Origin of the sequence: Phenylobacterium sp. (assembly GCF_041691455.1) — a bacterium.
In the GTDB taxonomy this organism is placed as follows: domain Bacteria; phylum Pseudomonadota; class Alphaproteobacteria; order Caulobacterales; family Caulobacteraceae; genus Phenylobacterium.
Map to the genome: position 1 here is coordinate 316,541 of NZ_JBEPUO010000002.1, position 24,944 is coordinate 341,484.

The window sequence follows — 24,944 nt, forward strand, 5'->3', positions numbered from 1 at the left end:
ATAATTCCGTCTTAGCGGCTTCATATTGGCCATTAATTCCGCGACTTCTCCCGTAGGCTGACGCTCTGACCGCGAAGGTCCTGGGGGGCAGGTTTGACGGAGTTGCGCATCTCGCTGCATCACAACGCCCGCGCCGCGCGGCGGGGGCCTTATCCGTTCCAGGCGACGCTGTCGGCGGACCGGGCGGAGTTGGCCTTCGCCGAGATTTCGCGCTGTCCACTCTATGCGCCGACCCCACTCGCGGACCTCCCGCTCGCCGCCGAACGCAACGGCGTGCGGCGGGTGATCTACAAGGACGAGGGGCCGCGGTTCGGCCTGCACAGCTTCAAGGCGCTCGGCGGCGCGTACGCGGTCGCCCGCCTACTTTCCGATCAGCTTTCGGCGCGCCTGGATCGACCGGTCGGACCGGCCGATCTGGTTCGCCGCGACCACGCCGGCGGCGCCGCCGCGGTGACCGTCGCCTGCGCCAGCGATGGCAACCACGGACGCTCCGTCGCCGCCGGCGCGAAGGCCTTCGGCTGCGCCTGCGTCATCTTTCTGCATGAGGGGGTCAGCGCGGGCCGTGAGGCCGCCGTGACGGCGCTGGGCGCGCAGGTCGTTCGCACGCCCGGCGACTATGACGCGTCGGTGCTGATCGCCCGCGAGACCTCCGCGGCGCGCGGCTGGACGCTGGTCTCGGACACCGCGCAGAGCGCCGACGACCCGGTGCCCGCGATGGTTCTGCAGGGCTACAGCGTCATGATGCTCGAGTTGCAGACGCAGCTCGACACGATGGCCGAGCGGACGCCGACCCACGTGTTCCTGCAAGGCGGGGTCGGAGGGCTCGCGGCCGCGGTCGTCGCCCAGCTGTGGGAGAGTTTGGGCCCGGAGCAGGCGCCGATCTTCGTGGTCGTCGAGCCGGAGCGCGCCGACTGCCTCTATCAATCGGCGGTGGCCGGCCGGCCGACGCCCGCCAGCGGCGACCTCGAAACGCTAATGGCCGGCCTGGCCTGTGGCGAGGTCTCACAGGTGGCCTGGCCGATCCTGGCGGCCGGCGTCGAATTCTTCATGACCATTCCGGACGAAGCGGCGGTGGAGGCGATGCGCCTGCTGGCGGACGGCGCGCTCGGTGCGCCGCCGATCGTCGCCGGGGAGTCAGCGGTGGCGGGCCTGGCTGCGCTGCTGGCGGCCGGTCGCGCGGAGGAGAGCCGGCGGCGCCTGCGCCTGGACGCGGACTCCCTCGTGCTTCTGATCGGCAGCGAAGGGGCGACCGACCCCGAGATCTGGCGCCGACTGGTCGGGGACGAACGCGCCGACCGGCTGGGGATTGCGGCATGAGCGCCGCGAACACCAGGGGCGCACGCGATGGCGGAACCGGCCCAGCATCGGTCGGCGCGTTGGGCGTCGACGCCGGCCGGATGATGCGCCGGATCGAGGCGCTGGCGGCGGTAGATCGGCGCGACGACGGGTCCTGCTGCCGTCTGGCGCTGACCGACTCCGACCGGGCCGGGCGTGACCTGCTGGTGAGTTGGATGAAGGACGCCGGGCTCGACGTCCGCATCGACCCCATCGGCAACATCATCGGCTTGCGGGCTGGCCGCCAGTACGGCGCCCCCGTCATGACGGGCTCGCATATCGACACCGTGGCGACGGGCGGGCGGTTCGACGGCGTCCTGGGCGTCTGCGCCGGGCTGGAGGTGGTCGAGACCCTCAACGACGCCGGAATTCTCACCGAAAGACCGCTCGCCCTCGTGGTGTTCACCAACGAGGAAGGCGTTCGTTTTCAGCCGGACATGATGGGCTCGCTGGTCTTCGCCGGCGGCCTGCCCCTGGAAGAGGCGCTGGCGGCCACCTCCCCGGAGGGCGTCACCTTGGCCGCGGAACTGCATCGCGGCGGCTACGCCGGCGCGGCCCCCTGCGGCGAGCCGCGCCCTCACGCCTACGTCGAGCTGCACATCGAGCAGGGACCCGTCCTTGATCGCGCCGAGGAGGTGCTGGGCTCCGTGGCGGACCTGCAGGGCATCTCCTGGCAGGAGCTGACCATCCGCGGCGTCTCCAACCATGCGGGAACGACCCCGATGGACCTACGGCGCGACGCGGGGTTCTGCGCCGCGGCCGTCGCCGTGTTTGTCCGGGAGCTGGCGCAGCGAATGGGCGGCGCCCAGGTCGCGACTGTCGGCCAGATGCAGTTGTCCCCCAACTTGGTCAACGTCATCGCGCGGGAAGCGCGTCTCAGCGTCGACCTTCGCAATACCGACGACCTGCGGCTGCAGGCGGCCGAAGCCGAGCTTACGGATTTCCTGGCGCTGCTCGCGCTGCGCGAAGGCGTGACCATCGAGTCTCGTCCGCTGGCGCGCACCGAGCCGGTGGTCTTCGACCTGGATGTCCTGACGGTCATCGAAGCCGTCGCGGCCGATCTCGGCCAGCCGATCCGCCGCATGACCTCCGGCGCCGGCCACGATGCACAGATGATCGCCCGGATCGCGCCGGCCGCCATGATCTTTGTCCCGAGCATCGGCGGGGTCAGTCACAACCCGCGCGAGGACACCCGGATCGAGCACCTGGAGATCGGCGCGAACGTCCTGCTGCACACCATGCTGCGCCTCGCGGCGGAGCCGGGCGCATGAGGCCATCGACAGAGGAAATTAGTTGGGGTGCGGAAGCCCGCTGGGGTTTCCGACAACAAATCATGGGGGAATTCAATGCTTAAGATGAAGAAAGCTGCTCCGGCCATTCGAAGCCTAAGGGCATTCTGTCTCTGCTCGTCGGCATTGTTCGGCAGCCACGCCATGGCGGCCGACGCGGCCGGCGACGCCCCGACCCACACCTTGTCGGAAGTGGTGGTGGAGGCCCGCAAGACGTCCGAGAACGTCCAGAATGTGCCGCTCACGGTCAATGTGCTGGCCGGCAAGGCCCTGGAGGACAAGGGGGTCGAACAGCTGTCGAACCTCAGCGCGTTGGCGCCGAACCTGGTCTGGTCCGATGCCGGCGGCGGCACCTTCACCAATAAGGTGACCATGCGCGGCATCTACTCCAACGCCACCTCCCAGGGATTCGACCCGGGCGTGGCGATCTATGTGGACGATGTCTATGTGGCCAATCAGTTCGGCTTCAACTCCGCGCTACTCGACATCGACCGGATCGAAATCCTGAAAGGGCCGCAGGGCACCCTGTTCGGCCGCAACGCCGCGGCCGGCGCGATTTCCGTCCACACAACCGCGCCTGACACGACGCACTTCTTCGCCACCGCCGACGAGCGGGTGGGCAATTACGCCCTCTTCGAGGAGCGGCTGCTGGTCAACATCCCGCTGTCGGACATCGCCGCTCTGAAGTTCTCGGGGATCGCGCGGGACCGCGACGGCTATCAGAAGAACAGTCTCACCGGAAAGCAGGACCTCAACGACGAGCACTTCGCCGGCGGGCGGCTGCAACTGCTGGTCAAGCCGACCGACAATTTCGATATCCTGGGGACCGCGGAATACTACCGCAACCACGACCACCAGGACGTCTACTCCTGCTCTGCCGCGCCAGGCTTCAGCTGTCCGAACGCCACCCGGGGGGATGTCTTCAACAACGTCGCGGCGGACAACAATTCGACCACCTCGCGGACGATCGCGGCAGGGTCGATCAAGGCGAACTGGCATGTCAGTCACGGAATCGACCTGACGTCGATCACCGCGCTGAGCGGCCTGAAAGTCCATCAGGATCAGGACCAGGACTACACGCCGATCGACTATATCCGCAGCGGCTATTCGGTGCCGCACGATCGGGAGTTCAGCCAGGAGCTGCGCCTCACCACTGATCAGAAGGCCCGGTTGCGCGGGATCGCCGGCCTTTACTATTTCAGCGAGGATCGCACGACGATCATTCCGGAAGTGTTCACCCCGGCCTTCGTCGCGGCGGTAGGCGGGAGCGCCCCCAGCAATGCCATCCTGCTCACCAACTCACGCCTGAAGACTTCCAGCTACGCGGTGTTCGGGCAGGGCCAGTTCGACATCCTGCCCGACCTCACCGCCGAACTCGGCCTGCGCTACACCGATGACCACAAGGACTTCGCCTATTCCTCCGTGGGCAACGCGGTTGAACAGGCGCTGCCGACGGCGATCGCCGTCAATATTCTGGGCCTCTTCCCGCTGGCTCAGAACACCGCCAGCGCCTCTTTCAACAAGCTCAGCTACACCACCTCGCTGAGCTGGCATCCCGCCGAGCACCTCCTGCTCTACGGCCGCTATTCCACCGGCTTCAAGGCGGGTGGCTTCCAGGCGGCGACTTTCAGCCCGACCTACAATCCCTTCAAACCCTTCGGACCGGAGAATTCGCAGCAGGTGGAGGTGGGGGCGAAAACCGAACTGCTCGACGGGCGCGTGCGGTTCAATGCAGCGGCGTTCCACACTGACTACGCGAACACCCAGGTCCAGATCACCGACCCGGCCACCCTGCAGAAGGTGGTCGGCAATTTCGGCAGCGCCCGGGCCGAGGGCGTCGAGTTCGAAAGCACGGCGCTCCTGACCGATGATCTGACCGTCGACGCGAACCTCGGGCTGCAGCATTCGAAGTTCGTCAGCGGCGCCCTGGTGGGCCGCGTCTTCCAGTTCGTGCCGAAAGCCACCGCCAGCTTCAGCCTGCACTACCGGCATGACCTGTGGAGCGGCTGGGAGGGCGTGGGCGCGGCCACCGTGTCCTACCGCTCGACGATCAACCTCAACACCAACGCGCCGGGCACGGCCAACTTCCTCGCCTCCGAGCCGCTGACGGTGCTCAACACGCGGCTGGGCGCCCAGAAGATCGGCGGGGGGCTGGGCATCTATCTGTGGTCCAACAACCTCAACGACGAACAGCGCTTCGCCAACTTCACGCCAGGGAATGCGGGCAATCCGCCCGCCTACCACATCAGCGCGCCGCGAACCTACGGCGTCGAACTGCGAGCAACCTTCTGATGAGTTTGACACGACGACCGACGAGCCTCCCCGGACGCCTGGCGAGGGTGGCGACAGCCGCCCTCGTCCTTTCTTCCGCGACGGGGTTCGCGGCCGCGGCCGTGGCAGCGGAAGGTCCGGCCGCGCGGTCCGACAGCGAGGTGATCGAGCACGTCACGGTGCTGCCGATGACGGCGGCCGGACCCGTGCTGCGCGACCGCACGGTCGTCGTCCGCGACGGCCGCATCGAGAAGATCGCGCCATCGGCCGGGTTCCACGGCGCGGGCGGGGCCCCGCGGATCGACGGGCGCGGCAAGTACCTGATGCCCGCGCTCGCCGACATGCACGTGCACATGGAGAACGACGACATCCTGGCGAAGATGATGGGCGGTCACGTCCCGCCGGGGTTGTTGAACACCGCCGACCTGACGTTGCCCTATGTGGCCAACGGCGTGCTCCAGGTTTTCAACCTGTCCGCCTCGCCGGCGGGTAAAGCCCAGCGCGACGATATCGAGTCCGGAAAGGTGCTGGGCCCGCACATTGCTTTGGCGGTCATGGTCGACGGCGATCCGCCCATCCAAGGGCCGCTGGCGACGGTGGCGGCCACGCCGGTGGAGGGGCGCCGGATCGTCGATCAGATCCTCGACGGCGGCTATGACGCGCTCAAGACCTACTCGAACCTGACCTTCGATACCTTCAGCGCCATGGTCGACGAGGCCCGGGCGCGTCATCTGAAGGTGCTGGGCCACATCCCGCTTCGGGGAAAAGATCGCACCGCGGAGCTGTTCCAGCCGGGTTACGGCATGGTCGCCCATGCCGAGGAATTCGCCTACCAGACGCCGCAGGTGTCGGTGGACGCCATTCCGCGCTTCACGGACCTCGCGAAGGCGAGGGGGGTCTGGCTGATCACCACGGTGAGCCTCAACCAGCGAATCGTGGACCAGACGGAATCGGTCGACGCCCTGAAGGGCCGGCCGGAGATGCGCTACGTCAATCCGCTGACGTATCAGACCTGGACGACGCGCAACTCCTACGCCGCCAGCAAGGACAAGCTCGGCAGGCGCCAGGCGGTGGTGAACTTCAACGCCAAGCTGGTGCCGGCCTTCCAGGCCGCCGGCGTGCCCATGGTCGTCGGCACCGACTCCCTGGTGAGCGGCATGGTTCCGGGCTTCGCCTTGCATGACGAGCTCGAGGCTCTGGCGAAGCTTGGCCTGCCGAGCAAGGCGATCCTGGCAGACGCGACCCGCGTACCGGCGCAATACCTAGGGGTGGCGTCCGACCGCGGCACGCTCGAGGCCGGCAAGCGGGCGGATCTTTTGCTGCTCGACGCCGACCCGCTGAAAGATGTCGCCAACACCCGGCGCATCGCCGCCGTCATCGTCGGCGGCAAGGTGTATCCGCGGGCCGAGCTGGACGGCATGATGGAGGCGCTCGCGCTGCGCTATGCCGCCATGCCGAAGCAGATGGCGACCCTGGGCGTGAAGCTCGGCGGCCATTTCGCCCCGGAGGATGACGACAACTAGCCGTCGGCCAGGGGTTGGCGTCCAATGGAAGAGACACTGTGCTGGAGGCCGCGTGCCTGAGGTCCTGAATGCACGCCGCGACTGGTTCGGCCAGCCGCGCGGCCTGTCGGTGCTCGCCTTCACCGAGATGTGGGAGGTCTTCTCCTTCTTCGGCATGAAGACCCTGCTGATCTACTACATGACTAAGCAGCTGATGATGCCGCAGGCGCAAGCCTCTCTGATCTATGGCGGCTACTCTGGCCTGGCTTACTTCACCCCGCTCCTCGGCGGCCTGATCTCTGACCGTTGGCTAGGCCGCCGCAACGCGGTGATCGCCGGCGGCCTGATCATGGCGCTCGGCCACTTCATGCTAACCTTTCCGGCCCTGTTTTACCCGGCGCTGGCCACGGTCGCCGCCGGCGCCGGCCTCTATCTCCCGAGCCTTCCCAGCCAGATCGCCGGCCTGTTCGCGGCCGACGACCCGCGCCGGGCCTCGGCCTACAGCGTCTACTATGTGGGCATGAACCTCGGGGCGCTGCTGGCGCCCCTGGTCTGCGGCACCCTGGGCGAGCTCCTGGGCTGGCACTGGGGCTTCGGCGCCGCCGGCGTCGGGATGGTGATCGGGGTGACCGTCTACTGCCTGGGCGCGCGCCACCTTCCCGAGACGGCGACGAGGTCGCCGCCCTCGCCGGCGCAAAGACCCGTCGGGGGCCGCGATGGCCTGGGGTCGCGCTTTGCGCTGATCGCCGTCGTGGCCGCGGTCGTGGTGCTGTTCCGGGCCGCCTACGAGCAGATCGGCAACACCCTGGCGCTGTGGTTGGACAACGGGGTCGACCGCCGGGCCGGCGACTGGACGATCCCGATGACTTGGTTCCAGTCGATCAACCCCGCCCTAATCTTCCTGTTGACCCCTCTCGTGATGCTCGCCTGGACGCGTCAGGCGCGTGCGGGCCGGGAGCCGTCGCCCCTGGTGAAGATGAGCCTGGGCGCCGGCCTGCTGGGTCTGGCCTATCTGGTGCTGGCGGGCGTCGCCGCCGTCGCCCAGGGCGAGGGTGTCCGGCCGGGTTGGATCTGGTTTGCGCTGTTCGCCGTCATCCTGACCGTGGGCGAGCTTTTCGTCATGCCTGTATGCCTGGGCCTCTTCGGCCGGCTGGCGCCGGCTGGGTTCGCAGCGACCGCCATGGCGTTCTGGTTCATGACCGGCTTCGGCGGCAACCTCCTGGCCGGCGCCCTCGGCGTGCTCTGGAGCCGCCTGCCGCCGTCCGCCTTCTTCGCCCTGATGGCCGCCGTCGCGGGCTTGGCGGCAGGCCTGCTGTGGCTGTTGGATCCCGCGGCCCGAGCCGCCGAGCGGCGCGCCGAGGCCGCCCGGGGCCCCGCCGAGCCTGCGACGCGCGCCGGGGCCGCTCTCCCGTCCGCCTTCTGATCCACCGTACAGGTCCTCATGTCCGAGACTTCGCCTTTCACGCCCCGCGCCCGCGACTTCCTGGAGCGGACCGCCGCTTCCATGGCCGACCAGACCCCGGAAGACCTCGTCCGGCGGGTTGAGGCCCTGGTCGCCGATCACGACGCTTGGCGCGGCCGCTGCCTCAATATGAACCCCGCCGAAAGCGGCCTGTCGCGCCGGGCGCAGGATGTGCTGGCCAGCGATATGGCCGCACGGCTGTCCGAGGGCCTGCCGGGCGACAAGGCCTATCCGCATGGGGGGCAGAACCGCCACGTCGATGAGCTGGAAGGCATCATCATCGCCCAGGCCCGCCGGCAGTTCGGCGCGGCCTTCGTCGAATGGCGCCCGGTCAGCACTTCAATGGCCAACGCCGCGGTGTTCTTCGGCCTGCTCGAGGCCGGCGACACCATCCTGGCGCAGGACGAGGATGGCGGCGGCAACTTCAGCTACCACGCCAGCGGACCGGCCGGCCTGATCAGCCGCCGCATCGTGCCGGCGCCCAGCCGCGGCGAGGCCTTCGAGCTCGATCTCGACCGGATGGCGGCGCTGGCGGCGGAAGTGCGGCCGCGGATGATCGTGGTCGGCGGCAGCAATGTGCTCTTCCCCTATCCGGTGCGGGAACTCCGCGCGATCGCCGACCGCTGCGGCGCGATCCTGCTCTACGACGCCGCACACCTGGGTCTGCTGATCTCCGCCGGCGACTTCCAACGGCCGCTGGAGGAGGGAGCGCATGTGGTCACCGTCAGCACCCACAAGATCATGGGCGGCCCGGTCGGCGGCCTGGTGCTGACCAACGACGCCGCCATTGCGTCAAAGGTTCTGCAGGTGACATTTCCGGGCTTTCTGCAGACCCGCGACCAGAACAAATACGCCGCGCTCGCCGTCGCCCTGGCGGAGAATGCCGCCTTCGGGCGAGATCTCTCCAGCCGGATGGTCGCCAACGCCCAGGCGCTGGAAGGGGAGGGCTTCCGGATACTGGCCCGCGACCGCGGCTACACCGCCACCCACCAGATCTTCCTGCAACTGGGGGATGAGGCGCAGCGGTTCGAAGCGGCTTGCCAGGGGGTCAATATCCTGGCGGCCGACTGCGCGCTTACCGGTGACATGTCCGAGGGCCGGCGCAGCGGTGCGCGGCTGGCCACGCACGAACTGACTCGCCTGGGCATGGGCGAGGCCGACATGACGCGAATCGCGCGCCTTATGCGCCGCGCCTTTGACGGGGAGAATCCCGCGGGCCTCGCGCGGGAGGTCGCCGACCTCGTCGGGCGTTTCACCCCGATCCGCTACAGCTTCGACGCCGGCCGCGGCGCTGCGCCCGCCGACCGGCCGTGACCCTAAGCGCCGCGGCGGAACCGGGTGCGGAGGATGCCTATGCGCCACCGCCGTTCGAGATTCCGCATGCGAGCCTGTGGATCGATCTGCAACGGGATGTCGCGCGCGTCCGGGCCGAGTTGCGCTTCCGGCGGGCCCGCGTCGGCGTCACCGATCTTGTTCTCGACGGAGTGGGCCTGCGGCTCGCCGAAGCGCGTCTCGACGGTCAGGTGTTGGCGGATGATCGCCTGACTCATTCCTCGCACGGCCTGGTGCTGGCCGCGGCCCCGGACGAGGGCGTCCTGGCCCTCGACTATGAGCTGACCGTGGGTTCGGCCGGCCAGGAAGGTCTGATCCGCCTGGGCGAAGCGCTGATCACCCACTGCGAGCCGGAAGGTTTTCGCCGGATCTGCTACTTTCCCGACCGCCCGGACGTGATGACGGCGTTCCGCTGCACCCTGGCCGCCGATCCCGAGGCGTTCCCCGATCTACTCTGCAACGGCGCTCTCGTAGAGGCCGGCGAACTGCCGGACGGGCGGCGCTACGCCGTCTGGGACGATCCGCGCCCCAAGGCCAGCTACCTGTTCGCGCTCGCGGCGGGCCGGTTCGACAAACTGGAGGACCGGTTCGTCACCCGCAGCGGGCGGGGCGTGCGCCTGGGAATCCATGCGCGGTCGCAGGATCTCCCCTGGTGCCGCCATGGCCTCGCAATCCTCAAGCAGGCCATGGCCTGGGACGAGCGCGCCTATGGACGCGAATACGACCTCGACGATCTCAATGTCGTGGTCCTGCCGAGCTATCCGGGCGGGGCGATGGAGAACCGCGGCCTCAACCTCTATGCGACGGAATTCTTCCTGGCCGATCCGGCGATCTCCACCGACGAGCAGATGCGCCGGGTCTCCGCGGTCATCGGCCACGAGTATTTCCACAACTGGACCGGCAACCGGGTGGGCTGCCGCAGCTGGTTGGACCTGGGCCTGAAGGAGGGCTTCACGGTCTTGCGCCAGCAACAGTTCATGGCCGACCTGGCCGGCGCGGACGAGGCGCGGATCGACGACGTGATCCAGCTGCGGGAGGTCCAATTTCCGGAGGACGACGGGCCGCTGGCCCATGCGCCGCGGCCGGCCGCCGCCGCCGTACCGAGCAATCTCTACAGCCGCACGATCTACGACAAGAGCGCCGAGATCATCCGGATGCTGGCCACCCTGGCCGGGCCGGCCGCCTCCCGGCGGATTTCGGACGCGTTCTTCGCGCGGCTGGACGGGCGGGCCGCCGCCTTCGAAACGTTGTTCGACATCGCCGAAGAAGTCGCGGGCCTGGATCTTGCTCAATTCCGGCGCTGGATCCGGGCCGTCGGCGGTTTCCATGTCACAGCGGCCTGGACCTGGGATCCCGCCTCGAAGCGCTTCAGCCTCACGCTGGAGCAGTCCGTTCGGACGGTCACCGATCACCCCAACCCCGGTCCGCTCCTGGCGCCCGTCCGGGTCGGAATGGTCGGGCCGGGCGGCCAGGCGTTGGCGTTCCGCAGCGCGGACCAATCCGGTCCGTTGGCGACGGAGCAGGTCCTGGAGCTGCGCGAGGGGCGGCAGACCTTCGTCCTGGAGGGGCTCGCCGCCCCGCCCGTGCCGTCGCTCTTTCGCGGCCTGTCGTCGCCGGTGCGGCTCACCACCGCCCTCGACCCAGGCGAGCTCGCAATCCTGGCCCGGTACGATGGCGATCCGACCAATCGCTGGGACGCGGCCCAGACCCTGGCGCGGCGCGCCGTGAGCGAGCGACTGCGGCTGGGGCCGGGCGGTCACATACAGCTCGTCTGGCGCGACCTGTTCGACGATCTGCTAGCCCAGGCCGCCGAGGCGCCCGGCGCTGTCGGCCGCGCGCTCACGCCGCCGGACGACCGGGCGCTTGGGCTGGAGCTGAGCGACGCCGATCCGGAGGCGCTGGCGCAGGCGCAGCACGCGCTGGCCGCGGAGATGACCCCGCGGGTCCGGGATCGCCTGCGCGCTGTCCACGCTCGTCTCGCCGGAGCGGCGGTCACAGACGAGGGCGTCGGCGCGCGGCGTCTGCGGGCGGTGTGCCTCTGGCAGCTGATGCAGGCGCCCGAGCCCCAGGACCTCGCGAGGTGCCGCAGTCAGCTGGACTCGCCACGGATGGCCGAGGCCTGCGCGGCGCTGTCGCAGCTCGTGGCCTGTGACGCTGAAGCGGCGAAAGCGGCGCTTGCCGTGGCCTTCGAGCGTTGGCGCGCCGTTCCCCAGGCGCTGGACCAGTGGTTTGCTATCCAGGCGACGGTCGGCCCGCAGGCAGCCGACCGGGTGGAGGCGCTGATCGGTCATTCCGACTATCGGCTCGACAACGCGACGCGGGTGAAGGCGGTGTTCGACGCCTTCGTGCTCAATATGCGCGGGTTCCACCGCGCGGACGGGGCCGGCTACAGGATCGTGGCCCGGATCGTCGTGGCGCTCAATCCTGGCAATCCGCGGCTGGCCGCGCGCTTCCTGAAGGCGTTCGGCGACTGCGAGCGCTTCGACGCCGCGCGGCGCGCGCACGCCAACGAAGCCCTGATCGGCATCCTGGCTCAACCGGGGCTGGCGAAGCCCGTGGAGAGCCTCGCCCGCGATCTGCTCAGCGCCGGTTCACTCGCTGTCTAGATTGATCTCTGTCCGGAACTTCGAGCGGTTCATCGCAAACAGGGACCGGAAGTTCCGGATATTCGGGTCGTTGGTGAGCACGCTGCGCACGAACCGGTGGTAGGCGTTCATGTCGCTGACCTGGACCACGACGATGAAGTCGGCGTGGCCCGAGACCATGTAGCACTGCATGACCTCGTCGGTCTTTTCCATGCGGCTTTCGAAGTCGCTCTGCACCCCTTCGCCCTGTCGCTCCAGCACCACCTCGATGAACACGAACAGGCTCTTGCCGACCATCTGCGGGTCGAGCAGCGAGACGTCGGCGACAATGACTTTCTCCTCGCGCAGGCGCCGCACGCGGCGCAGGCAGGTCGGCGGCGACAGATGCGCGCGCTCCGCCAGCTCGAGGTTGGTCAGCTGGTTGTTCTCCTGCAGCAGCTTCAGAAGCCGGCGGTCGGTCTTGTCGAGCTCCACCACGGCGATCCTCCTGTTGCGGCGCGAAGAGCCCGCGACCGTTGGACTTTCTGTTTTGTAATGAACTTGGCAACAGAAATCACCACCGAGCAAAGTAATGCTGGAAACATTTGCTGAACTGGGAAATTCACCGCCACTTTTGACCATTCATTTCGCCGCGGCTGCGCTAGCCTTTCCCGGCGTGATGCGGAGGCGGACGAGTGGTCGGGTCGGACAAGATTGCGAAGAGCACCTGGCTGAAGGTCACCTCGTGGGGCGTAGGCGCCCTGCTGCTCCTGCTCGTTCTGGCCGGAGCGGGGGCCTACGCGCTCCTCTGGCCGACGTTGCGCGCGCCGCCGAAGGCCGCCGTCCAGCGTCCACACTCGGCGGTGGAGGCCAATCTCCAGGACCTCACGTATCTGCGGCGCTTCGCGGATATCAATCGCAGCTTCACATCCACCACGCGCGCGGAGTTCCTCGCCCAGGTCGACGCCCTGCGCGGGCGCGCTGGCCAGCTCAGCCCCGGGGCCCTGGAGATGGGCGTGAGCCGCGCCGTGGCCGTAGCGGATGACGCCCACACCAACATCCGGGGCGCCGGCTTCGGCCAGTCGCTCAACGCGATCCCGATCCGGCTGGACTGGTTCCGCGAGGGCCTGTTCGTGGTCGAGGCCGATCCTGCCCATGCCGACCTGCTGGGCGCCCGGGTGGTCAGCGAGGAAGGCCGGGCGCCTGCGGCGATGCTGGAGACGCTCCGCCCCTACACCGGCGGGCCGTTCAGCTTTCAGCGCGAGCACGCGCCACACTTCATGATCTCGCCCGCGGCGTTGCAGGGCGCGGGTCTCGCCGCCGCGGACGACCGCTTGGCCTTTGTTTTCGAGCTGCCGGGGGCGACACAGGTCTCCCGCACCGTCGTGGCCGATCCCGGCCCCGCGAACGGTCCGCCTGTATCGGGCCGGTTGCGGACGATCCAGCGCGACAACCACTGGCCGCGCCGCGACCTCAGTCCCGTGCGGACGCCGGGCGACACCCGGTCCTGGGCGCACGTGCTCGATGGCCGGCCGCTGCCGCTCTACCTCAGCCGGCCGAATGACTTCTTCTGGCGCACCTACCTGCCGCAGACCGGGACGCTCTATCTGCAGATCAACGCCACGCGCAGCGTCCCGGGCGGCGAAAACCTGGCGACGTTCCTGCAAGGTGTCGTCGCGGAGGTGAAGGCCCGCGGGACCCATGACGCGATCGTCGACGTCCGCTTCAATCCCGGCGGCAACGGCGACCTGCCGGTGCCGTTTACCAAAGCGCTGCCGGCGGCGCTGCCCCGGGACGGGCGGATATTCATCATCACGTCCGGCAACACGCTCTCGGCCGGCATCATCACAACCGCGCGCCTCAAATACTATGGGGGATCGCGCGCCGACATCGTCGGAGAGCGGATCGGCGACCGCGAACAATTCTGGGCCGAAGGCCAGAAGATGGTCCTGCCGAACTCCGGGATCGCCGCCCATTACACGGCCGCCTGGCACGACTGGAAGACCGGCTGCTCGATCCTGCAGATCGGCTACTGCTATCTGTTCCTCTATCAATGGGGCGTGCCGGCCGGGGACCTCTCGCCCACCATCCCCGCGCCGATCTCGTTCGCGGACTACATCGCCGGAGTGGACACGGTAATGAAGGCGATCCGGCCGCTGCTGAAGCCCGGATCCGGCGCGGTACGCTAGATGCGCGGGTCCGGCTTCGCCGCCATCGCCCTGGCTGCTTGCGGGCTCGCCGCCACGGCCGCGGTCCCTCAGCCGAAGCCGCCGATCCTGGATGACGCCGCCTACTCGCATCCGCAACGCCTGGTCGATGTCGGCGGCCGGCGGATCAACCTGTACTGCCGGGGTCGCGGCGGGCCGACCGTTGTGCTGGACTCCGGGCTATCGGACCCCACCCTGGTCTGGGGGGCGGTGCAGCCGGCGCTCAGCCGCGACCTGCGGGTCTGCGCCTACGACCGCGCTGGGATCGGGTTCAGCGACCCTAGCGGCCGCGCGGGGGATAGCCGCAACATAGTGGGCGATCTGCGCGCCCTGCTGCGTGCCGCCGGCGTGCCTCCGCCCTATGTGCTGGTCGGCCACTCCTACGGCGGCCTCAACGTTCGCCTGTTCGCCTATGAGCATTCGGCGGAGGTCGCCGGGCTGGTGCTGATCGATCCCGCCCACGAGGACGCGGACGCCCGCTATACGGCCGCCGACCCGACTTGGGCGGCGTCCAACGCCCGCCGCCTTACGCGGGACCGCGCCTGCGCCGCTCGAGTCCCACCGGAGGGCTTCGCGGAAGGATCGGAGGGCTTCGCCACCTGTGTGGTCCCCGCCGAGGCCTGGTTTTCACCCCGCCTGAATGCGGTGCGCCGGCGTCTGGAAGCGCGCCGCAGCTTTCAGCTGGCGCAGGTCTTGGAGGTGGAAAGCCTGACGCTAGGGGTCAGCGACGCGCAGGTCCGCGCCGCGCGCCGGCCGCTCGGCGCCCGGCCGCTGATCGTGCTGTCGAGCCTTGAGGCTCCGGCGCCCGATGCGACCGGAACCACGGCCGCCCACGACCGGGTACAGTGGGCGCTGCATGAGGACCTCATCGCCGACTCCGTACGCGGCGAGCACGAGGGCGTCGCCCGTACGGGCCACTACATCCAGCTCGACCGGCCGGAGATCGTGGTGGATGCGGTGCGGCGGGTCGTGCGGACGGCGCGCCTCGCCCGCGGCCCCGGCTGAGGGATCAGGCGGACGCCAGGTCGCGCGCGCTGGCGCCGGCGGCCCGCAGGGCAAAGTCGGCGATCGCCAGGTCCTGCACGGCGATGCCGGAGCTGTCGAAGATGGTGATCTCATCGGGCGTGTGGCGACCGTGCGTGGGGTCGCGCAGCGCTTCGCCGAGCGGCGTGATAATACTGGCTTCAATCCGGCCGGCTCGCGCGGCGGCTTCGAACTCGCCGATTGCGACCGACTGGGCGACCACATCGGCGAACAAGCGCGCCGTCGCGACCAGCTCGATATCCAGTTCCTGCTTACCGGGGCCGTCGGCGCCCATGGCGGAGATGTGGGCGCCGGGATCGATCCACTCCCGACGGACTAGAGGTTCGCGGGCCGCGGTGCCGCAGACGACGATCTGGGCGCCGCGAAGCGCGGCGGGCAGGTCTGCGGCCCAGGCGGCGAGGCCGAGTTCGTCCCGCGCCCGGCAGGCGAATCGTTCGGCCTTGGCGGGCTCGCGCGCCCAGACGCGCACCTCGCGCACGGTCCGCACCGCGCGAACGGCCAACAGGTCAAACCAGGCCTGGTGACCCGCGCCGACGATGGCGACCACTTCAGCGTCGGGGTTCGACAGCCGCCGCACCGCCACCCCGTCGGCGGCCGCCGTTCGCAGGGCCGTGAGCCAGGCCGACGAGACCAGGGCCGTCGGCAAGCCCGTGGCGTCGTCGAGCAGCAGGGTTGTCGAGCCGTGGCTGGGCAGGCCTCTGGCCGGGTTCTGCGGAAAATAGCTGCCGACCTTCAGGCCGAGCAGACGACGACTGCGGATCAGGCCCGACTTCACCCCGAAACGGCCCAAGCCGTCGCTGTTAGCGCCCATGACCACTGGGAACAGGACTACGTCATCGCCCTCCAGCGACAGGAACAGCACTTCCATCAGATCGATCGCCTGGTCGATGGTGACCAGTCGTGCGGCGTCCGACTCGCTAATGAATTTCATAGGCCCTCCCGGCGCCGGAACCGTATCGAAGGACGCGTGAAATAGGTGGTCAAACCGAGCCCCCGCGGCGGCTCTCGTCGCGCGCCATGTGGCCGGGCTTTTTCAAATCGGAAAAAATGCGCCCTTCGGCGCCGGATACGCCGATGTCCACTTTAGGCATCCGCGCCGATGTCTGCCCTTGGCGCATTGCGGACATTGTCCGGCCGACTAGCGGTGGGTCCACCACTCAGGCCAATTCACCTTCCGTGGCGTCCGCGTCGCGTTCCAAACGGTCATCTGCTCAGCTGCTGTAAGTCGGCGATCACCCAGTCGCTCCAGGGCCGCCTCCACCAACCAGGGCTCAATTAGAATCCGCGCGGTCGGTCGGAAGTCGTCGTGCTTCACCACCATGTTCAGGGAAAGTAGCGGAAGGTTGGCGTTTTCCGGGTCCACGGATGTGATGACAATGTCGGTAACTGGGTCGAGCGACGCTCCGGTCGTCGACCGTCCGATCTCGAAGGCCCTCAAGGCCTGCTCCAGAGCGACAGACTGTCCCGACCGGCCCGTCTTATAGAGGTAGAGCAGGAATGCCTCTGCCGCCTCGACCCGACGGAGTGCGCCGTTTTCGCGGATCGAGACCATCTGTCCAAGGACAGCATCGTGGGGGATCCCTCTGCGCTTGCCCCTCGGACGACCATTGGGATTGCCGCTATGGCCGGGCTTGAAGCGCCGATCTGCGGGCGGACGCTTGTATCCGACAGAGGGGTCCGATTGTTCCTTGCGGCTCATTCGTCGCGGCCTTCGGGCCACCTGACGAGTTCAGGGTTGAGCGTATGCGATTTCACGACACTGAGGTCTTTGGCGGGCAACTTCCGCCGCCGCCGGTCAAGGGCCGCCTGCACGGCCCAGGCATGCAGCTTCAGTCGTTCGCAACCATCGTTGGTCGTGTGATCGGCAATCTCAAGAAATACCAGGGCGGCATTGGCGTTGTCCGGATCATGGCTGGCGTACCTGACCCGGACGCGGTTGGCCGGAGGCGCAAGGGCTGCCCGCGCCGCCTCGCGCTCTCCGATCATCTTCAGAATCCTGCGGATCGCCGTCGCTTTGCCATCGAACGCCATCTGCAGGAGCTTTTGCTCCAGCGCTTCCTCGGCGGTGACTTCGCGCGACCGTCCGTTCTGCTCGATGATGGTCGTGATCTCGAAGAGGACATCGAAGGGCGTCCGCGCCGGCGCCTTGCCGCTGCCCTTTGGCCTGCCGCCGGGATTGCCGCTTTTCCCTTTCGGGAAATAGGACCCTTTGGGTGGTTTGCCGCGGCCCACCTCGTAGTCGTCGGCTGGTTCTCCGGGCGGTTTCGTCATGGGCGCGGGGCGGTATCAAGTCTGGCTTCGCGGCCCGTCATCGCGGTCCAACGCTCGACGGCCACATCAACATAGGCCGGATCGATATCGAGCCCCCGAAACCGCCGACCGGCGCGTTCCGCGGCGATCAATGTGGTGCCAGAGCCGAGAAAGGTATCGAGGACCAGATCGCCTTAGCGGGTAACGTCCTTGATGGCGTCGGCCACCATTGCGGCAGGCTTGACGGTCGGGTGCAGCGCTAGGTCACCGCGGCGGCTTCCTCGGAATGAGTTCACCGAGGCGTAGTCCCAGACGTTCGTGCGATTGCGACCGTGCTTGCCGAGTTCCACGGCATTGAAGTGCGGAGCATCACCAACCCGGAACACGAAGACCAGCTCGTGTTTCGAACGATAGAGCGATCCCATACCAGCGTTGGATTTGTTCCAGACGCACAGATTCAAAAGGTCGCCGTACACATCGGCTCCGACCCCTTCCAGCGGCGCCATGTGGCGCCAGTCCATGCACACGAAATGGACGGCGCCGTTGCGCGAAACCGCGACACAAGCCTCCAGGCTGTCCTTCAGGAATTCGGAAAACGCCGCATCCGACATCTCACCGGACGCCATGGCGAACTCACGATGGGTGCCCTTCGCCACGGCGTTGCCGCTGATTTTCACATTGTAAGGGGGATCAAGGAATGCGGCGTCCACCATGGTGCCGTCGCCCACGACAGCGCGTAGAAACCCAAGGTCGCGCCCATCGCCGCAGCCCACGCGATGATCGCCGAGGATCCAGATGTCACCGAGCCGGGTCTGGGGCTTAACGGGGGTAGGGGGGATGACGTCGTCATCCGGATCGACCGAGCCTGCGCGCACAACATCGATCTCGCCGGTCGAAAATCCCGTCAGCGTCAGGTCGAATTCCATGTCGCCGACGGACAGCTGCTGCAACTCTACCTTCAGCAGGTCGAAGTCCCAGCCGGCGTTCAGCGCGATCTTGTTGTCCGCCAGCCGTAGAGCCCGCTTCTGGATATCCGTGAGACCGGGAAGGACGATTGTCGGGACATCGGTCAGGCCCAGGCTCTTCGCCGCAAGCAGGCGACCATGGCCGGCGATGATCAGTCCGGTTTCGTCGATCAGGATCGGATTGGAGAACCCGAATTCCGTGATCGATCGCGCGATCTGCGCCACCTGGCGCTTGTCGTGGGTTCGCGCATTGCCGGGGTCGGGCGTCAGGCTCGCAGGCGCGCGATAGGTGATGACCAGCTGGTCTCCGCCTTGATCGTGGATCGGTGGTGGGCCCGACTCGGTCGCCATAGGCGACGAGGCTAAGGCAACCCCGGGGCGAGTCCATCACCACCTTCCGACTGGACTTCGTCGCCTGCCAGAGCGTTGGTCATGTCGTCCTCGCCTGGCCAAGCCGGGCTCGCCTCGGTGACGGCGGCGCCCCTGCCGACCGCGCACCGAAGAGGACCAAAATGACCAAGACCACGAAGGCTTCAAAGCCGGCTGCGAACCAACAGCCGGCGGTGCCAGGGACGAGCAAACTCGACCAGCTCACCGCGCTCCTTTCGCGCCAGGAAGGCGCGACCTTGGCCGACCTTATGGCCGCCACCGCATGGCAAGCGCACTCGGTTCGGGGCGCAATCGCCGGAGCGCTAAGGAAGAAGCGAGGTCTGACGATCGTCTCGCAGAAGATAGATGGCGTGCGGGTTTACAGCCTGGCCATGCCAGACCAATGAACCCGACCGCGCTCACGCAGGAGGTCCAGGCGCTCGATCGCCTGGACCTGGAGGGTCTGCGCGAAGTCTGGCGTGCGCGCTACAACGAGCCGCCGCCACTTCGATCCGTCGATTTGCTGCGGCTTATCCTGGCCTGGCGCATCCAGGCGCAGGCTCTGGGCGGCCTCGACCCGAAAGTTCGACGCCAGCTCAAACGGCGCGGCGCACTCGAGGCGGAAGGCTTGAGCCTCGGCGTCGGGGCCCTACTCAAACGAGAATGGCAGGGCGGCGTGGTCGAGGTCGAGGTGATGCAGGACGGCTTCCGATGGGAGGGCAGGGTCTATCGCAGCCTATCTGCGGTCGCGACGGCGATCGCGGGCGTCAAATGGAACGGGCCACGCTTCTTTGGTCTGCGGGCTGACGCCAAATGACTGCGACCCGGTGCGCCATCTACACGCGCAAGAGTTCAGAGGAGGGCCTCGATCAGGCGTTCAACAGCCTGCATGCGCAACGCGAGGCGTGCGAGGCCTACGTCCGCAGTCAGAAAGGCGAGGGCTGGAAACTGATCTCGACCCTCTACGACGATGGCGGATTCTCCGGGGGATCGATGGAGCGGCCGGCGCTTCGCACCCTGCTGGTGGATATCGCGGCGGGTAAGGTCGATGTGGTGGTGGTCTACAAGATCGACCGGCTGACCCGATCGCTGATGGACTTCGCGCGCATGGTCGAGTTGTTCGATGCGCACAAGGTCAGCTTCGTCAGCGTCACCCAGGCCTTCAATACGACGACCAGCATGGGCCGGCTCACCCTCAACGTCCTGCTGTCGTTCGCCCAGTTTGAGCGGGAGGTCACCGGCGAGCGGATCCGCGACAAGATCGCCGCCTCGAAGGCCAAGGGCATGTGGATGGGCGGACAGCTGCCGCTCGGCTACGACCTCCCCAGCGATCCGACAACCCGTGCGCTGGTGGTCAACGAGGTGGAAGCCGAACAGGTCCGGCTCATCTTCCGGCGCTACCTGGAGCTGGGTTCAGTCCACGCCCTGGCGACGTGGCTCGCAAGTCAGCAGATCTGCTCAAAGTCCGTCACCACATCGAAGGGGCGCCAGAGGGGCGGACTGCCGTTCAGCCGAGGGGCCCTGTTCCACCTGCTGAAAAACCGGGTCTACCTCGGACTGATCGTACATGGGCCCAAGGCCTATCCCGGCGCCCATCCCGCGATCGTCGATGAAGATCTGTTCGAAGCCGTGCAGGGCTGCCTCAAGCTCAACGCGCGGCGCCATCACGAACGTCCGAACCGGGTCGCCGAGGCCCCGCTCAAGGGGCGCATTTTCGATGTCGACGGCCATCCCATGAGCCCGTCGTTCGCGCACGGCGGTCGTGGACAGGTCTACCGATACTATGTCTCTGCGCCGCTGCAGCAGGGCGGGAGACTGGCTGAAGGTGCGATCCGCCGCGTGCCGGCGCCGGTGATCGAAACCAGGCTGGCCCAAATCATCGATCGGCTGTGCCCGGCTGGCCCCAACGATGATCCATTAAGTCGGCTGCACCGCGTTGAGGTTCACCCGAACAGCCTCCAGCTGCTGCTTCCGATCGCGCAGCTGCCGGCCGTGAAGTCACGGCTGGGCGTCGGCGAGGAGGTTGCGGCGGACGCCAGTCTCCCGACCTGCCTGCGTTTGGTCCTTCCGCTGCGGATGCGAACGCGTGGCGGACGGACCTGGATCGCCACGCCGAGCCAGCAGGCGCCGGCTACCGCCAGGCGCGATCCGGCCCTCATCCGGGTGCTCAGGCAAGCCCATGAGATGTTGGACGTGGACTGCCACGGCCTTCCGACAATGGCGACCTCACCCGTCAGTCCGTACCATCGCAGGATCCTTCAGTTGGCGCTTCTCGCGCCGGAGCTCCAGCTCGCGATCCTTGAGGGACGACAACCCGCTGGGTTGAATATCGAGCATTTGATGGCGATCGCCGCGGTCCCAGCCTGGGCAGATCAGGTCCAGGAATTCCAGATCAGCCGGCGCCACAGCCGCCCCTGATACGCCAGCGATTTTCCCTGTAAATCGCCAAACCGTTCCCTGATATCGCGTTAGCGCTTCCCTGTTTCCCCCTCGAACAGGAAAGTGCTTTGGGTGTATGTAAGGCATTGATCCAGCGGTACAAATTCAGCTACCGAGAAGCGCCGGCGCGAGGTTTTCGCTGATCTGGATGCTGTAGAGCAAATAATTCCCTGTTCTGAGGCAAACCTACCCAAGCATCATACCTCCGGAGACGGCCCGCCAAACCGCGCCAAGAGGGTACCCTGAAGGGGCGGAACCACGTGCTGGGGAACGGATGTGCGGGCCAATACCCGGGGAGTTAACGAGGGTTGGAGGGGCGTACTGTGGTTGGAGACCGCTACCGCGGGTTGGTGGCGGTGCGAGTGGGATTCGAACCCACGTTAGGCTTTCACCTAAACACGCTTTCCAAGCGTGCGCCTTCAACCACTCGGCCACCGCACCTCAACGCCCATGGAGGCGGGCCTCCCGGCGGAAGGCGGGTCATATAGAATGGGGGCTAGCCGGGCAAGCGGCGCTTGACCGCCTGGGTGAGCCGCGCTGGGTTGAACAGCGACTGGCGCTGCCCGGCGTTGAGCTCGACCTCCAGGGGGCCGGAGGCGGTGAGCCAGGCGGCGAGCCGCTTCGGGGCGTCGGGGTCGCGCCGGCGCAGGGCGTCCTGCGCCTCGGCCAGGCGGTGGTCGGCGGCGCGCAGCGCGGCGCGCGGCTTGGCCAGAGTGGGCGCCGCATAGCGCTCGTCGATCAGGCCCAGGCGGCTGCGGGCGCTGGCGACCATCACCACCGCGGTGGCGGCGTCGCCGGCCGTGGCCTCAGCCTCCGCCGCCTTCAGGGCGCGCCGGGCGTCGGCCATCAGCAGGCCTACGCCGAGCGGGCGCCGCGGTTTCGCGGGACAGTCGGCGGGATCCAGGGCGCGGACATAGGCCGCCAGGCCGTCCAGCACCGCGGGTGTCGGTTCCGGCCCGTCGAACTCCTCGGTGATCAGGCCGTGGATGAAGGGCTCCAGCTTCTTCTCGCCCGGCGCCTGGCTGATCTTCAGCTTGGCCTTGGGCCCGGAGAGGTCGGGGATCGGCTTGGGGTCGTCCACGCCGTTGCCGCGATGGGTCGAGAACAGGGAATTGGTGACGTCGGCCGTGCCCGGCGCGCCGGAGACGCCAGGGAACAGGAAGTCCGGGTTGCCGCGGCCGTCGCGGTGACAGGTCTCGCAATTGATCCCGGCCCGGCCGGCCTGGCCGCCCAGCAGCACGGGCGTGCGGAAGGCGGCGCGCCCGACCTCGACCCTGGCGGCCAGGGCGGGGTCGGCGGGGCTCTTCAGGCACTCGGTCGGGACCGAGCCCAGGGCGCGCGCGGTCGGCGCATCCTTAGCCACCCAGAGCATCCCGCGGATCGGGGCGTCACCCAGCGCCGCGAGCGCCGAGACGCCCACGAACCCCGCGAGGACGAAACCGCCAAAAAGCCTGGCGACCGCTAGTTCTTTTGCGGGTCGCCGCCGGCGTCGATCCAACGGCGCAGCTCCTCGGCGTCCGCGCAGCCGTAGGCGCAGAGTTTGTCCAGCTTGGCGAGCATCAGGCGCGCGCCGGCGATGTCGCCGCGGGCGGCCTTCAGCTCACCGTAGTATTCGGTCGCGCCGATGTGCTTCGGATCGATGGCCAGCGCCTGGCGGTAGTAGGTCTCGGCCCGGGCGTAGTCGCCCTTCTTGCGCCAGGTGTAGCCCTGGTAGGTAAGGATGTCGGGATGCGGCCCGAAGGTCTCAGCCGCCTTGTCCAGAGAGGCCAGCGCCTCGTCATAGCGCCGCTCGTTGATCAGGCTGACGGCCTGGACATAGGCCGCGTCGCCGGTCTTGGCCCCGCCGAACAGCAGCGAGCGGTCGAGCAGGGCGCTGGGCTTGGGCGCCCCGGCCGCGGCCGGGTTCATGGCGCTTTCCACCTGCTCGGTGAAGGCCTTCAGGCGCGCGGCGTCCGGGCAGCTGTCGCCGCAGGCCTGGATCTTGGACTTCAGCCACTCGGCCTCGGTCTGGGCCTTGGGGTCCTTCAGGTTGGCGAGCGCCAAGCCCAGGCCCGCATGGGCGCGGGCGTCCTCGGGCGAGAGCTTTGTCGCCTTCTCATAGGCGCGGCGGGAGCCCTTCCAGTCGTTCGTACCGGCCTTGGCCGCCCCCAGCAGCTGCCAGGCGTCGGGGTTCTTCGGCACGGCGTCGGTCACGTGCTCGGCCGCCCTCGCCGCGTCCCTGTACTGCTGGGCCTTCATCGCGGCGATGGCCTTGGCGTACTCGGTCGCCGGGTCATAGCGCGGCGCGAGGTTCTGCAGGTCGCCGGCGCCCCCCGATCCGCCTGCCATGCCGCCGGAACCGCCGCCGCTCGCGAAGGCGGCGCCGCACGCCAGGATTGTCACGCATCCGCCGATCAAGGTGGCTTTCAAAACGCGCCGCATGGAAGTGTCTCCCCTAACGTCGTTCTGACGGCAGATTGGCATGAAACTAACGTCGCGTCAGCTACCCTGCCGGGTGCAAAATCGCCGGCGAGCGCCTATCTTCCTGCACGACCGCAAGGAGGCCTCATGTTCGGACACAAGACGCTGGAACTGCCCACCCAGGAAACCGCCCTGCCGGGCCGCGCGCACCCGATCCCGACGGCGCAGACGCACTTCATCAACGGCCATCCGTTGAAGGGGCCCTATCCCGATGGGCTGGAGACCGCGGTCTTCGCCATGGGCTGCTTCTGGGGTGAGGAGAAGAAGTTCTGGAGCCTGCCCGGCGTCTGGGTGACGGCCGTCGGCTACGTCGCCGGCCTGACCCCCAATCCGACCTACGAGGAGGTCTGCTCCGGCCGCACTGGCCATACCGAGGCGGTGCTGGTCGTGTTCGACCCGAAGGTCATCAGCTATGCGGCGCTGCTGAAGGTGTTCTGGGAAAGCCACGACCCGACCCAGGGCATGCGCCAGGGCAACGACATCGGCACCCAGTATCGGTCGGGCATCTATCCTGAGAACGACGCGCAGGCCGCCGCCGCCGAGGCCTCGAAGGAGGCCTACCAGCAGGCGCTGAGCGCCAAGGGCTTCGGCAAGATCACCACCGAGATCCGCCCAGCCGGGGAGTTCTATTTCGCCGAGGACTACCACCAGCAGTACCTGGCCAAGAACCCGGCCGGCTATTGCGGCATCGGCGGGACGGGCGTGACCTGCCCCATCGGCGTCGGCGTCGAGGCCTGAAGCCATGACGCCAGCGGCGCTGGAAAAGGCGGCGCTGGCGCTCGCCGGCGCGGAGCTCGGCATCAAGTGGGGCGAGGACCGGGTCTATTCGGTCGGCGGGAAGATGTTCGCGGCGACCGACGGCGCAGCCACGAACCTGTCGATGAAGGTCACCGACATCGCCTTCGAGGCGCTGACCGAAACCGGCCGCGCCAAGCCCGCTCTCTACGCCGCGCGCTTCAAGTGGGTGATGTTCGACGACCTGTCGGCGCTCGAGCCCGACGAGGTGAAGGACTGGCTGAAAACCGCCCATGGCCTGGTCGCCGAGAAGCTGCCCAAGAAGCAACGCGCCGCCCTGGGCCTCGCCGGTTGACCGGCCCGTGACCCGAGACGAGATCGAGGCGGTCGCCATGGCGCTCCCGGCCACGACCAAGGTCGTCCAGTGGGGCGACAGCGACGTCTACAAGGTCGGGGGCAAGGTGTTCGCCATCTGTGGCCTGCGCGGCGGCCTGTCGTTCAAGGTGACCGAGATCGGGTTCGTCGCCCTGACCGAGGGCGGCCCGGCGCGGCAGGCGCCCTATCTGCACAAGGGCGCGTGGGTGATCATCGACCTCGACGCCGCGGACGACGCCGACATCACCGACTGGCTGACCAACGCCCACGGCCTGATCGCGGCCAAGCTCACGGGCTTGCGGCGTCGGGAACTTGGGCTAGCCTGACCCCTTCGCCGGGGCCCGC

At 68.0% G+C, this 24,944-nt stretch carries 21 protein-coding genes, 1 tRNA gene and 1 pseudogene; 15 read left to right on the forward strand and 8 right to left on the reverse strand.

Annotation, left to right across the window (positions count from 1 at the left end; translation table 11 throughout):
* Positions 1–102: 102 nt before the first annotated feature.
* From ACESMY_RS05205 to pepN, 7 genes are all read left to right on the forward strand, one after another.
* Entirely contained in the window at positions 103–1,317 is a 1,215-nt protein-coding gene (locus ACESMY_RS05205) for a diaminopropionate ammonia-lyase (RefSeq protein ID WP_372783390.1), read from the forward strand.
* Positions 1,314–2,606, forward strand: coding sequence for a Zn-dependent hydrolase (locus ACESMY_RS05210; RefSeq protein WP_372782909.1), 1,293 nt, complete (start codon positions 1,314–1,316; stop codon positions 2,604–2,606). The genes ACESMY_RS05205 and ACESMY_RS05210 overlap by 4 nt, the downstream gene beginning before the upstream one ends.
* 162 nt (positions 2,607–2,768) lie before the next feature.
* Positions 2,769–4,916 carry a TonB-dependent receptor gene (locus ACESMY_RS05215; RefSeq protein WP_372782911.1) on the forward strand — a complete coding sequence of 716 codons (2,148 nt, stop codon included), beginning with the start codon at positions 2,769–2,771 and terminating at the stop codon, positions 4,914–4,916.
* Positions 4,917–5,017: 101 nt separating this feature from the next.
* Positions 5,018–6,418: an amidohydrolase family protein gene (locus ACESMY_RS05220; protein ID WP_372782913.1), complete on the forward strand. Its 1,401-nt coding sequence runs from the start codon at positions 5,018–5,020 to the stop codon at positions 6,416–6,418.
* A 52-nt stretch (positions 6,419–6,470) separates the two neighbouring features.
* Positions 6,471–7,820 carry a peptide MFS transporter gene (locus tag ACESMY_RS05225; protein ID WP_372782915.1) on the forward strand — a complete coding sequence of 450 codons (1,350 nt, stop codon included), beginning with the start codon at positions 6,471–6,473 and terminating at the stop codon, positions 7,818–7,820.
* Between the two features lie 18 nt (positions 7,821–7,838).
* Positions 7,839–9,173, forward strand: a complete 1,335-nt coding sequence (locus ACESMY_RS05230; RefSeq protein ID WP_372782917.1) for a hypothetical protein — start codon at positions 7,839–7,841, stop codon at positions 9,171–9,173.
* Positions 9,170–11,797 carry an aminopeptidase N gene (gene pepN / locus ACESMY_RS05235; protein WP_372782919.1) on the forward strand — a complete coding sequence of 876 codons (2,628 nt, stop codon included), beginning with the start codon at positions 9,170–9,172 and terminating at the stop codon, positions 11,795–11,797. The genes ACESMY_RS05230 and pepN overlap by 4 nt, the downstream gene beginning before the upstream one ends.
* Here the strand turns inward: pepN and ACESMY_RS05240 are convergent.
* Complete coding sequence (locus ACESMY_RS05240; protein WP_372782921.1) at positions 11,783–12,253, reverse strand: Lrp/AsnC family transcriptional regulator; 471 nt, start codon at positions 12,251–12,253, stop codon at positions 11,783–11,785. The two genes, pepN and ACESMY_RS05240, sit on opposite strands and share 15 nt — an antisense overlap.
* 197 nt (positions 12,254–12,450) lie before the next feature.
* Between ACESMY_RS05240 and ACESMY_RS05245 the strand changes: the two genes are divergently transcribed.
* Together ACESMY_RS05245 and ACESMY_RS05250 are read left to right on the forward strand one after the other, a co-directional pair.
* Complete coding sequence (locus ACESMY_RS05245) at positions 12,451–13,944, forward strand: hypothetical protein (RefSeq protein ID WP_372782923.1); 1,494 nt, start codon at positions 12,451–12,453, stop codon at positions 13,942–13,944.
* The gene (locus ACESMY_RS05250; protein ID WP_372782925.1) at positions 13,945–14,967 is read left to right on the forward strand and encodes an alpha/beta hydrolase; all 1,023 of its coding nucleotides are present in this window, start codon (positions 13,945–13,947) and stop codon (positions 14,965–14,967) included. It abuts the gene before it with no gap.
* Positions 14,968–14,971: 4 nt separating this feature from the next.
* Here ACESMY_RS05250 and ACESMY_RS05255 read toward each other — a convergent pair whose 3' ends face one another.
* The 4 genes and pseudogenes from ACESMY_RS05255 to ACESMY_RS05270 form a co-directional block, all read right to left on the reverse strand.
* Entirely contained in the window at positions 14,972–15,937 is a 966-nt protein-coding gene (locus tag ACESMY_RS05255) for an ornithine cyclodeaminase family protein (RefSeq protein ID WP_372782926.1), read from the reverse strand.
* Between the two features lie 207 nt (positions 15,938–16,144).
* Entirely contained in the window at positions 16,145–16,705 is a 561-nt protein-coding gene (locus ACESMY_RS05260) for a DUF5681 domain-containing protein (protein WP_372782928.1), read from the reverse strand.
* Positions 16,702–17,277 (reverse strand): DUF5681 domain-containing protein, encoded by a 576-nt coding sequence (locus ACESMY_RS05265; protein WP_372782930.1) that lies wholly within the window; start codon positions 17,275–17,277, stop codon positions 16,702–16,704. The genes ACESMY_RS05260 and ACESMY_RS05265 overlap by 4 nt, the downstream gene beginning before the upstream one ends.
* Positions 17,274–18,572 (reverse strand): annotated as a pseudogene (locus ACESMY_RS05270) (site-specific DNA-methyltransferase). Before ACESMY_RS05270 ends, ACESMY_RS05265 begins: the two are co-directional and overlap by 4 nt.
* A 161-nt stretch (positions 18,573–18,733) precedes the next feature.
* Here ACESMY_RS05270 and ACESMY_RS05275 point away from each other — a divergent pair.
* From ACESMY_RS05275 to ACESMY_RS05285, 3 genes are read left to right on the forward strand one after another with little or no spacing between them, the layout of a single operon-like run.
* A complete protein-coding gene (locus ACESMY_RS05275; protein ID WP_372782932.1) occupies positions 18,734–18,997 on the forward strand; it encodes a DUF3489 domain-containing protein in 264 nt (87 codons plus the stop codon).
* Positions 18,994–19,407, forward strand: coding sequence for a DUF2924 domain-containing protein (locus ACESMY_RS05280; RefSeq protein WP_372782934.1), 414 nt, complete (start codon positions 18,994–18,996; stop codon positions 19,405–19,407). Before ACESMY_RS05275 ends, ACESMY_RS05280 begins: the two co-directional genes overlap by 4 nt.
* Positions 19,404–21,008, forward strand: coding sequence for a recombinase family protein (locus ACESMY_RS05285; RefSeq protein WP_372782936.1), 1,605 nt, complete (start codon positions 19,404–19,406; stop codon positions 21,006–21,008). The genes ACESMY_RS05280 and ACESMY_RS05285 overlap by 4 nt, the downstream gene beginning before the upstream one ends.
* Before the next feature lie 372 nt (positions 21,009–21,380).
* Here ACESMY_RS05285 and ACESMY_RS05290 read toward each other — a convergent pair.
* From ACESMY_RS05290 to ACESMY_RS05300, 3 genes are all read right to left on the reverse strand, one after another.
* Positions 21,381–21,470 (reverse strand) — tRNA-Ser (locus ACESMY_RS05290).
* Positions 21,471–21,525: 55 nt separating this feature from the next.
* Positions 21,526–22,527 (reverse strand): hypothetical protein, encoded by a 1,002-nt coding sequence (locus tag ACESMY_RS05295; RefSeq protein ID WP_372782938.1) that lies wholly within the window; start codon positions 22,525–22,527, stop codon positions 21,526–21,528.
* The gene (locus ACESMY_RS05300; protein ID WP_372782940.1) at positions 22,491–23,450 is read right to left on the reverse strand and encodes a tetratricopeptide repeat protein; all 960 of its coding nucleotides are present in this window, start codon (positions 23,448–23,450) and stop codon (positions 22,491–22,493) included. The genes ACESMY_RS05295 and ACESMY_RS05300 overlap by 37 nt, the downstream gene beginning before the upstream one ends.
* A gap of 126 nt (positions 23,451–23,576) precedes the next feature.
* On the opposite strand from ACESMY_RS05300, the gene msrA reads away from it, so the two are divergent.
* From msrA to ACESMY_RS05315, 3 genes are read left to right on the forward strand one after another with little or no spacing between them, the layout of a single operon-like run.
* Entirely contained in the window at positions 23,577–24,227 is a 651-nt protein-coding gene (msrA, locus tag ACESMY_RS05305) for a peptide-methionine (S)-S-oxide reductase MsrA (protein WP_372782941.1), read from the forward strand.
* 4 nt (positions 24,228–24,231) lie between these two features.
* Positions 24,232–24,579 (forward strand): MmcQ/YjbR family DNA-binding protein, encoded by a 348-nt coding sequence (locus ACESMY_RS05310; RefSeq protein WP_372782943.1) that lies wholly within the window; start codon positions 24,232–24,234, stop codon positions 24,577–24,579.
* Positions 24,580–24,586: 7 nt separating this feature from the next.
* Positions 24,587–24,925, forward strand: a complete 339-nt coding sequence (locus ACESMY_RS05315; RefSeq protein WP_372782945.1) for an MmcQ/YjbR family DNA-binding protein — start codon at positions 24,587–24,589, stop codon at positions 24,923–24,925.
* Positions 24,926–24,944 lie beyond the last annotated feature (19 nt).

Excerpts from the sequence above, each read along its gene's own strand:
- msrA (WP_372782941.1), top strand. The coding sequence starts at position 23,577 with ATGTTCGGACACAAGACGCTGGAACTGCCCACCCAGGAAACCGCCCTG.
- ACESMY_RS05285 (WP_372782936.1), top strand. The coding sequence starts at position 19,404 with ATGACTGCGACCCGGTGCGCCATCTACACGCGCAAGAGTTCAGAGGAG.
- ACESMY_RS05310 (WP_372782943.1), top strand. The coding sequence starts at position 24,232 with ATGACGCCAGCGGCGCTGGAAAAGGCGGCGCTGGCGCTCGCCGGCGCG.
- ACESMY_RS05275 (WP_372782932.1), top strand. The coding sequence starts at position 18,734 with ATGACCAAGACCACGAAGGCTTCAAAGCCGGCTGCGAACCAACAGCCG.
- ACESMY_RS05255 (WP_372782926.1), bottom strand. The coding sequence starts at position 15,937 with ATGAAATTCATTAGCGAGTCGGACGCCGCACGACTGGTCACCATCGAC.
- ACESMY_RS05210 (WP_372782909.1), top strand. The coding sequence starts at position 1,314 with ATGAGCGCCGCGAACACCAGGGGCGCACGCGATGGCGGAACCGGCCCA.
- ACESMY_RS05265 (WP_372782930.1), bottom strand. The coding sequence starts at position 17,277 with ATGACGAAACCGCCCGGAGAACCAGCCGACGACTACGAGGTGGGCCGC.
- ACESMY_RS05250 (WP_372782925.1), top strand. The coding sequence starts at position 13,945 with ATGCGCGGGTCCGGCTTCGCCGCCATCGCCCTGGCTGCTTGCGGGCTC.
- ACESMY_RS05300 (WP_372782940.1), bottom strand. The coding sequence starts at position 23,450 with ATGCGGCGCGTTTTGAAAGCCACCTTGATCGGCGGATGCGTGACAATC.
- ACESMY_RS05280 (WP_372782934.1), top strand. The coding sequence starts at position 18,994 with ATGAACCCGACCGCGCTCACGCAGGAGGTCCAGGCGCTCGATCGCCTG.
- ACESMY_RS05215 (WP_372782911.1), top strand. The coding sequence starts at position 2,769 with ATGGCGGCCGACGCGGCCGGCGACGCCCCGACCCACACCTTGTCGGAA.
- ACESMY_RS05260 (WP_372782928.1), bottom strand. The coding sequence starts at position 16,705 with ATGAGCCGCAAGGAACAATCGGACCCCTCTGTCGGATACAAGCGTCCG.
- ACESMY_RS05230 (WP_372782917.1), top strand. The coding sequence starts at position 7,839 with ATGTCCGAGACTTCGCCTTTCACGCCCCGCGCCCGCGACTTCCTGGAG.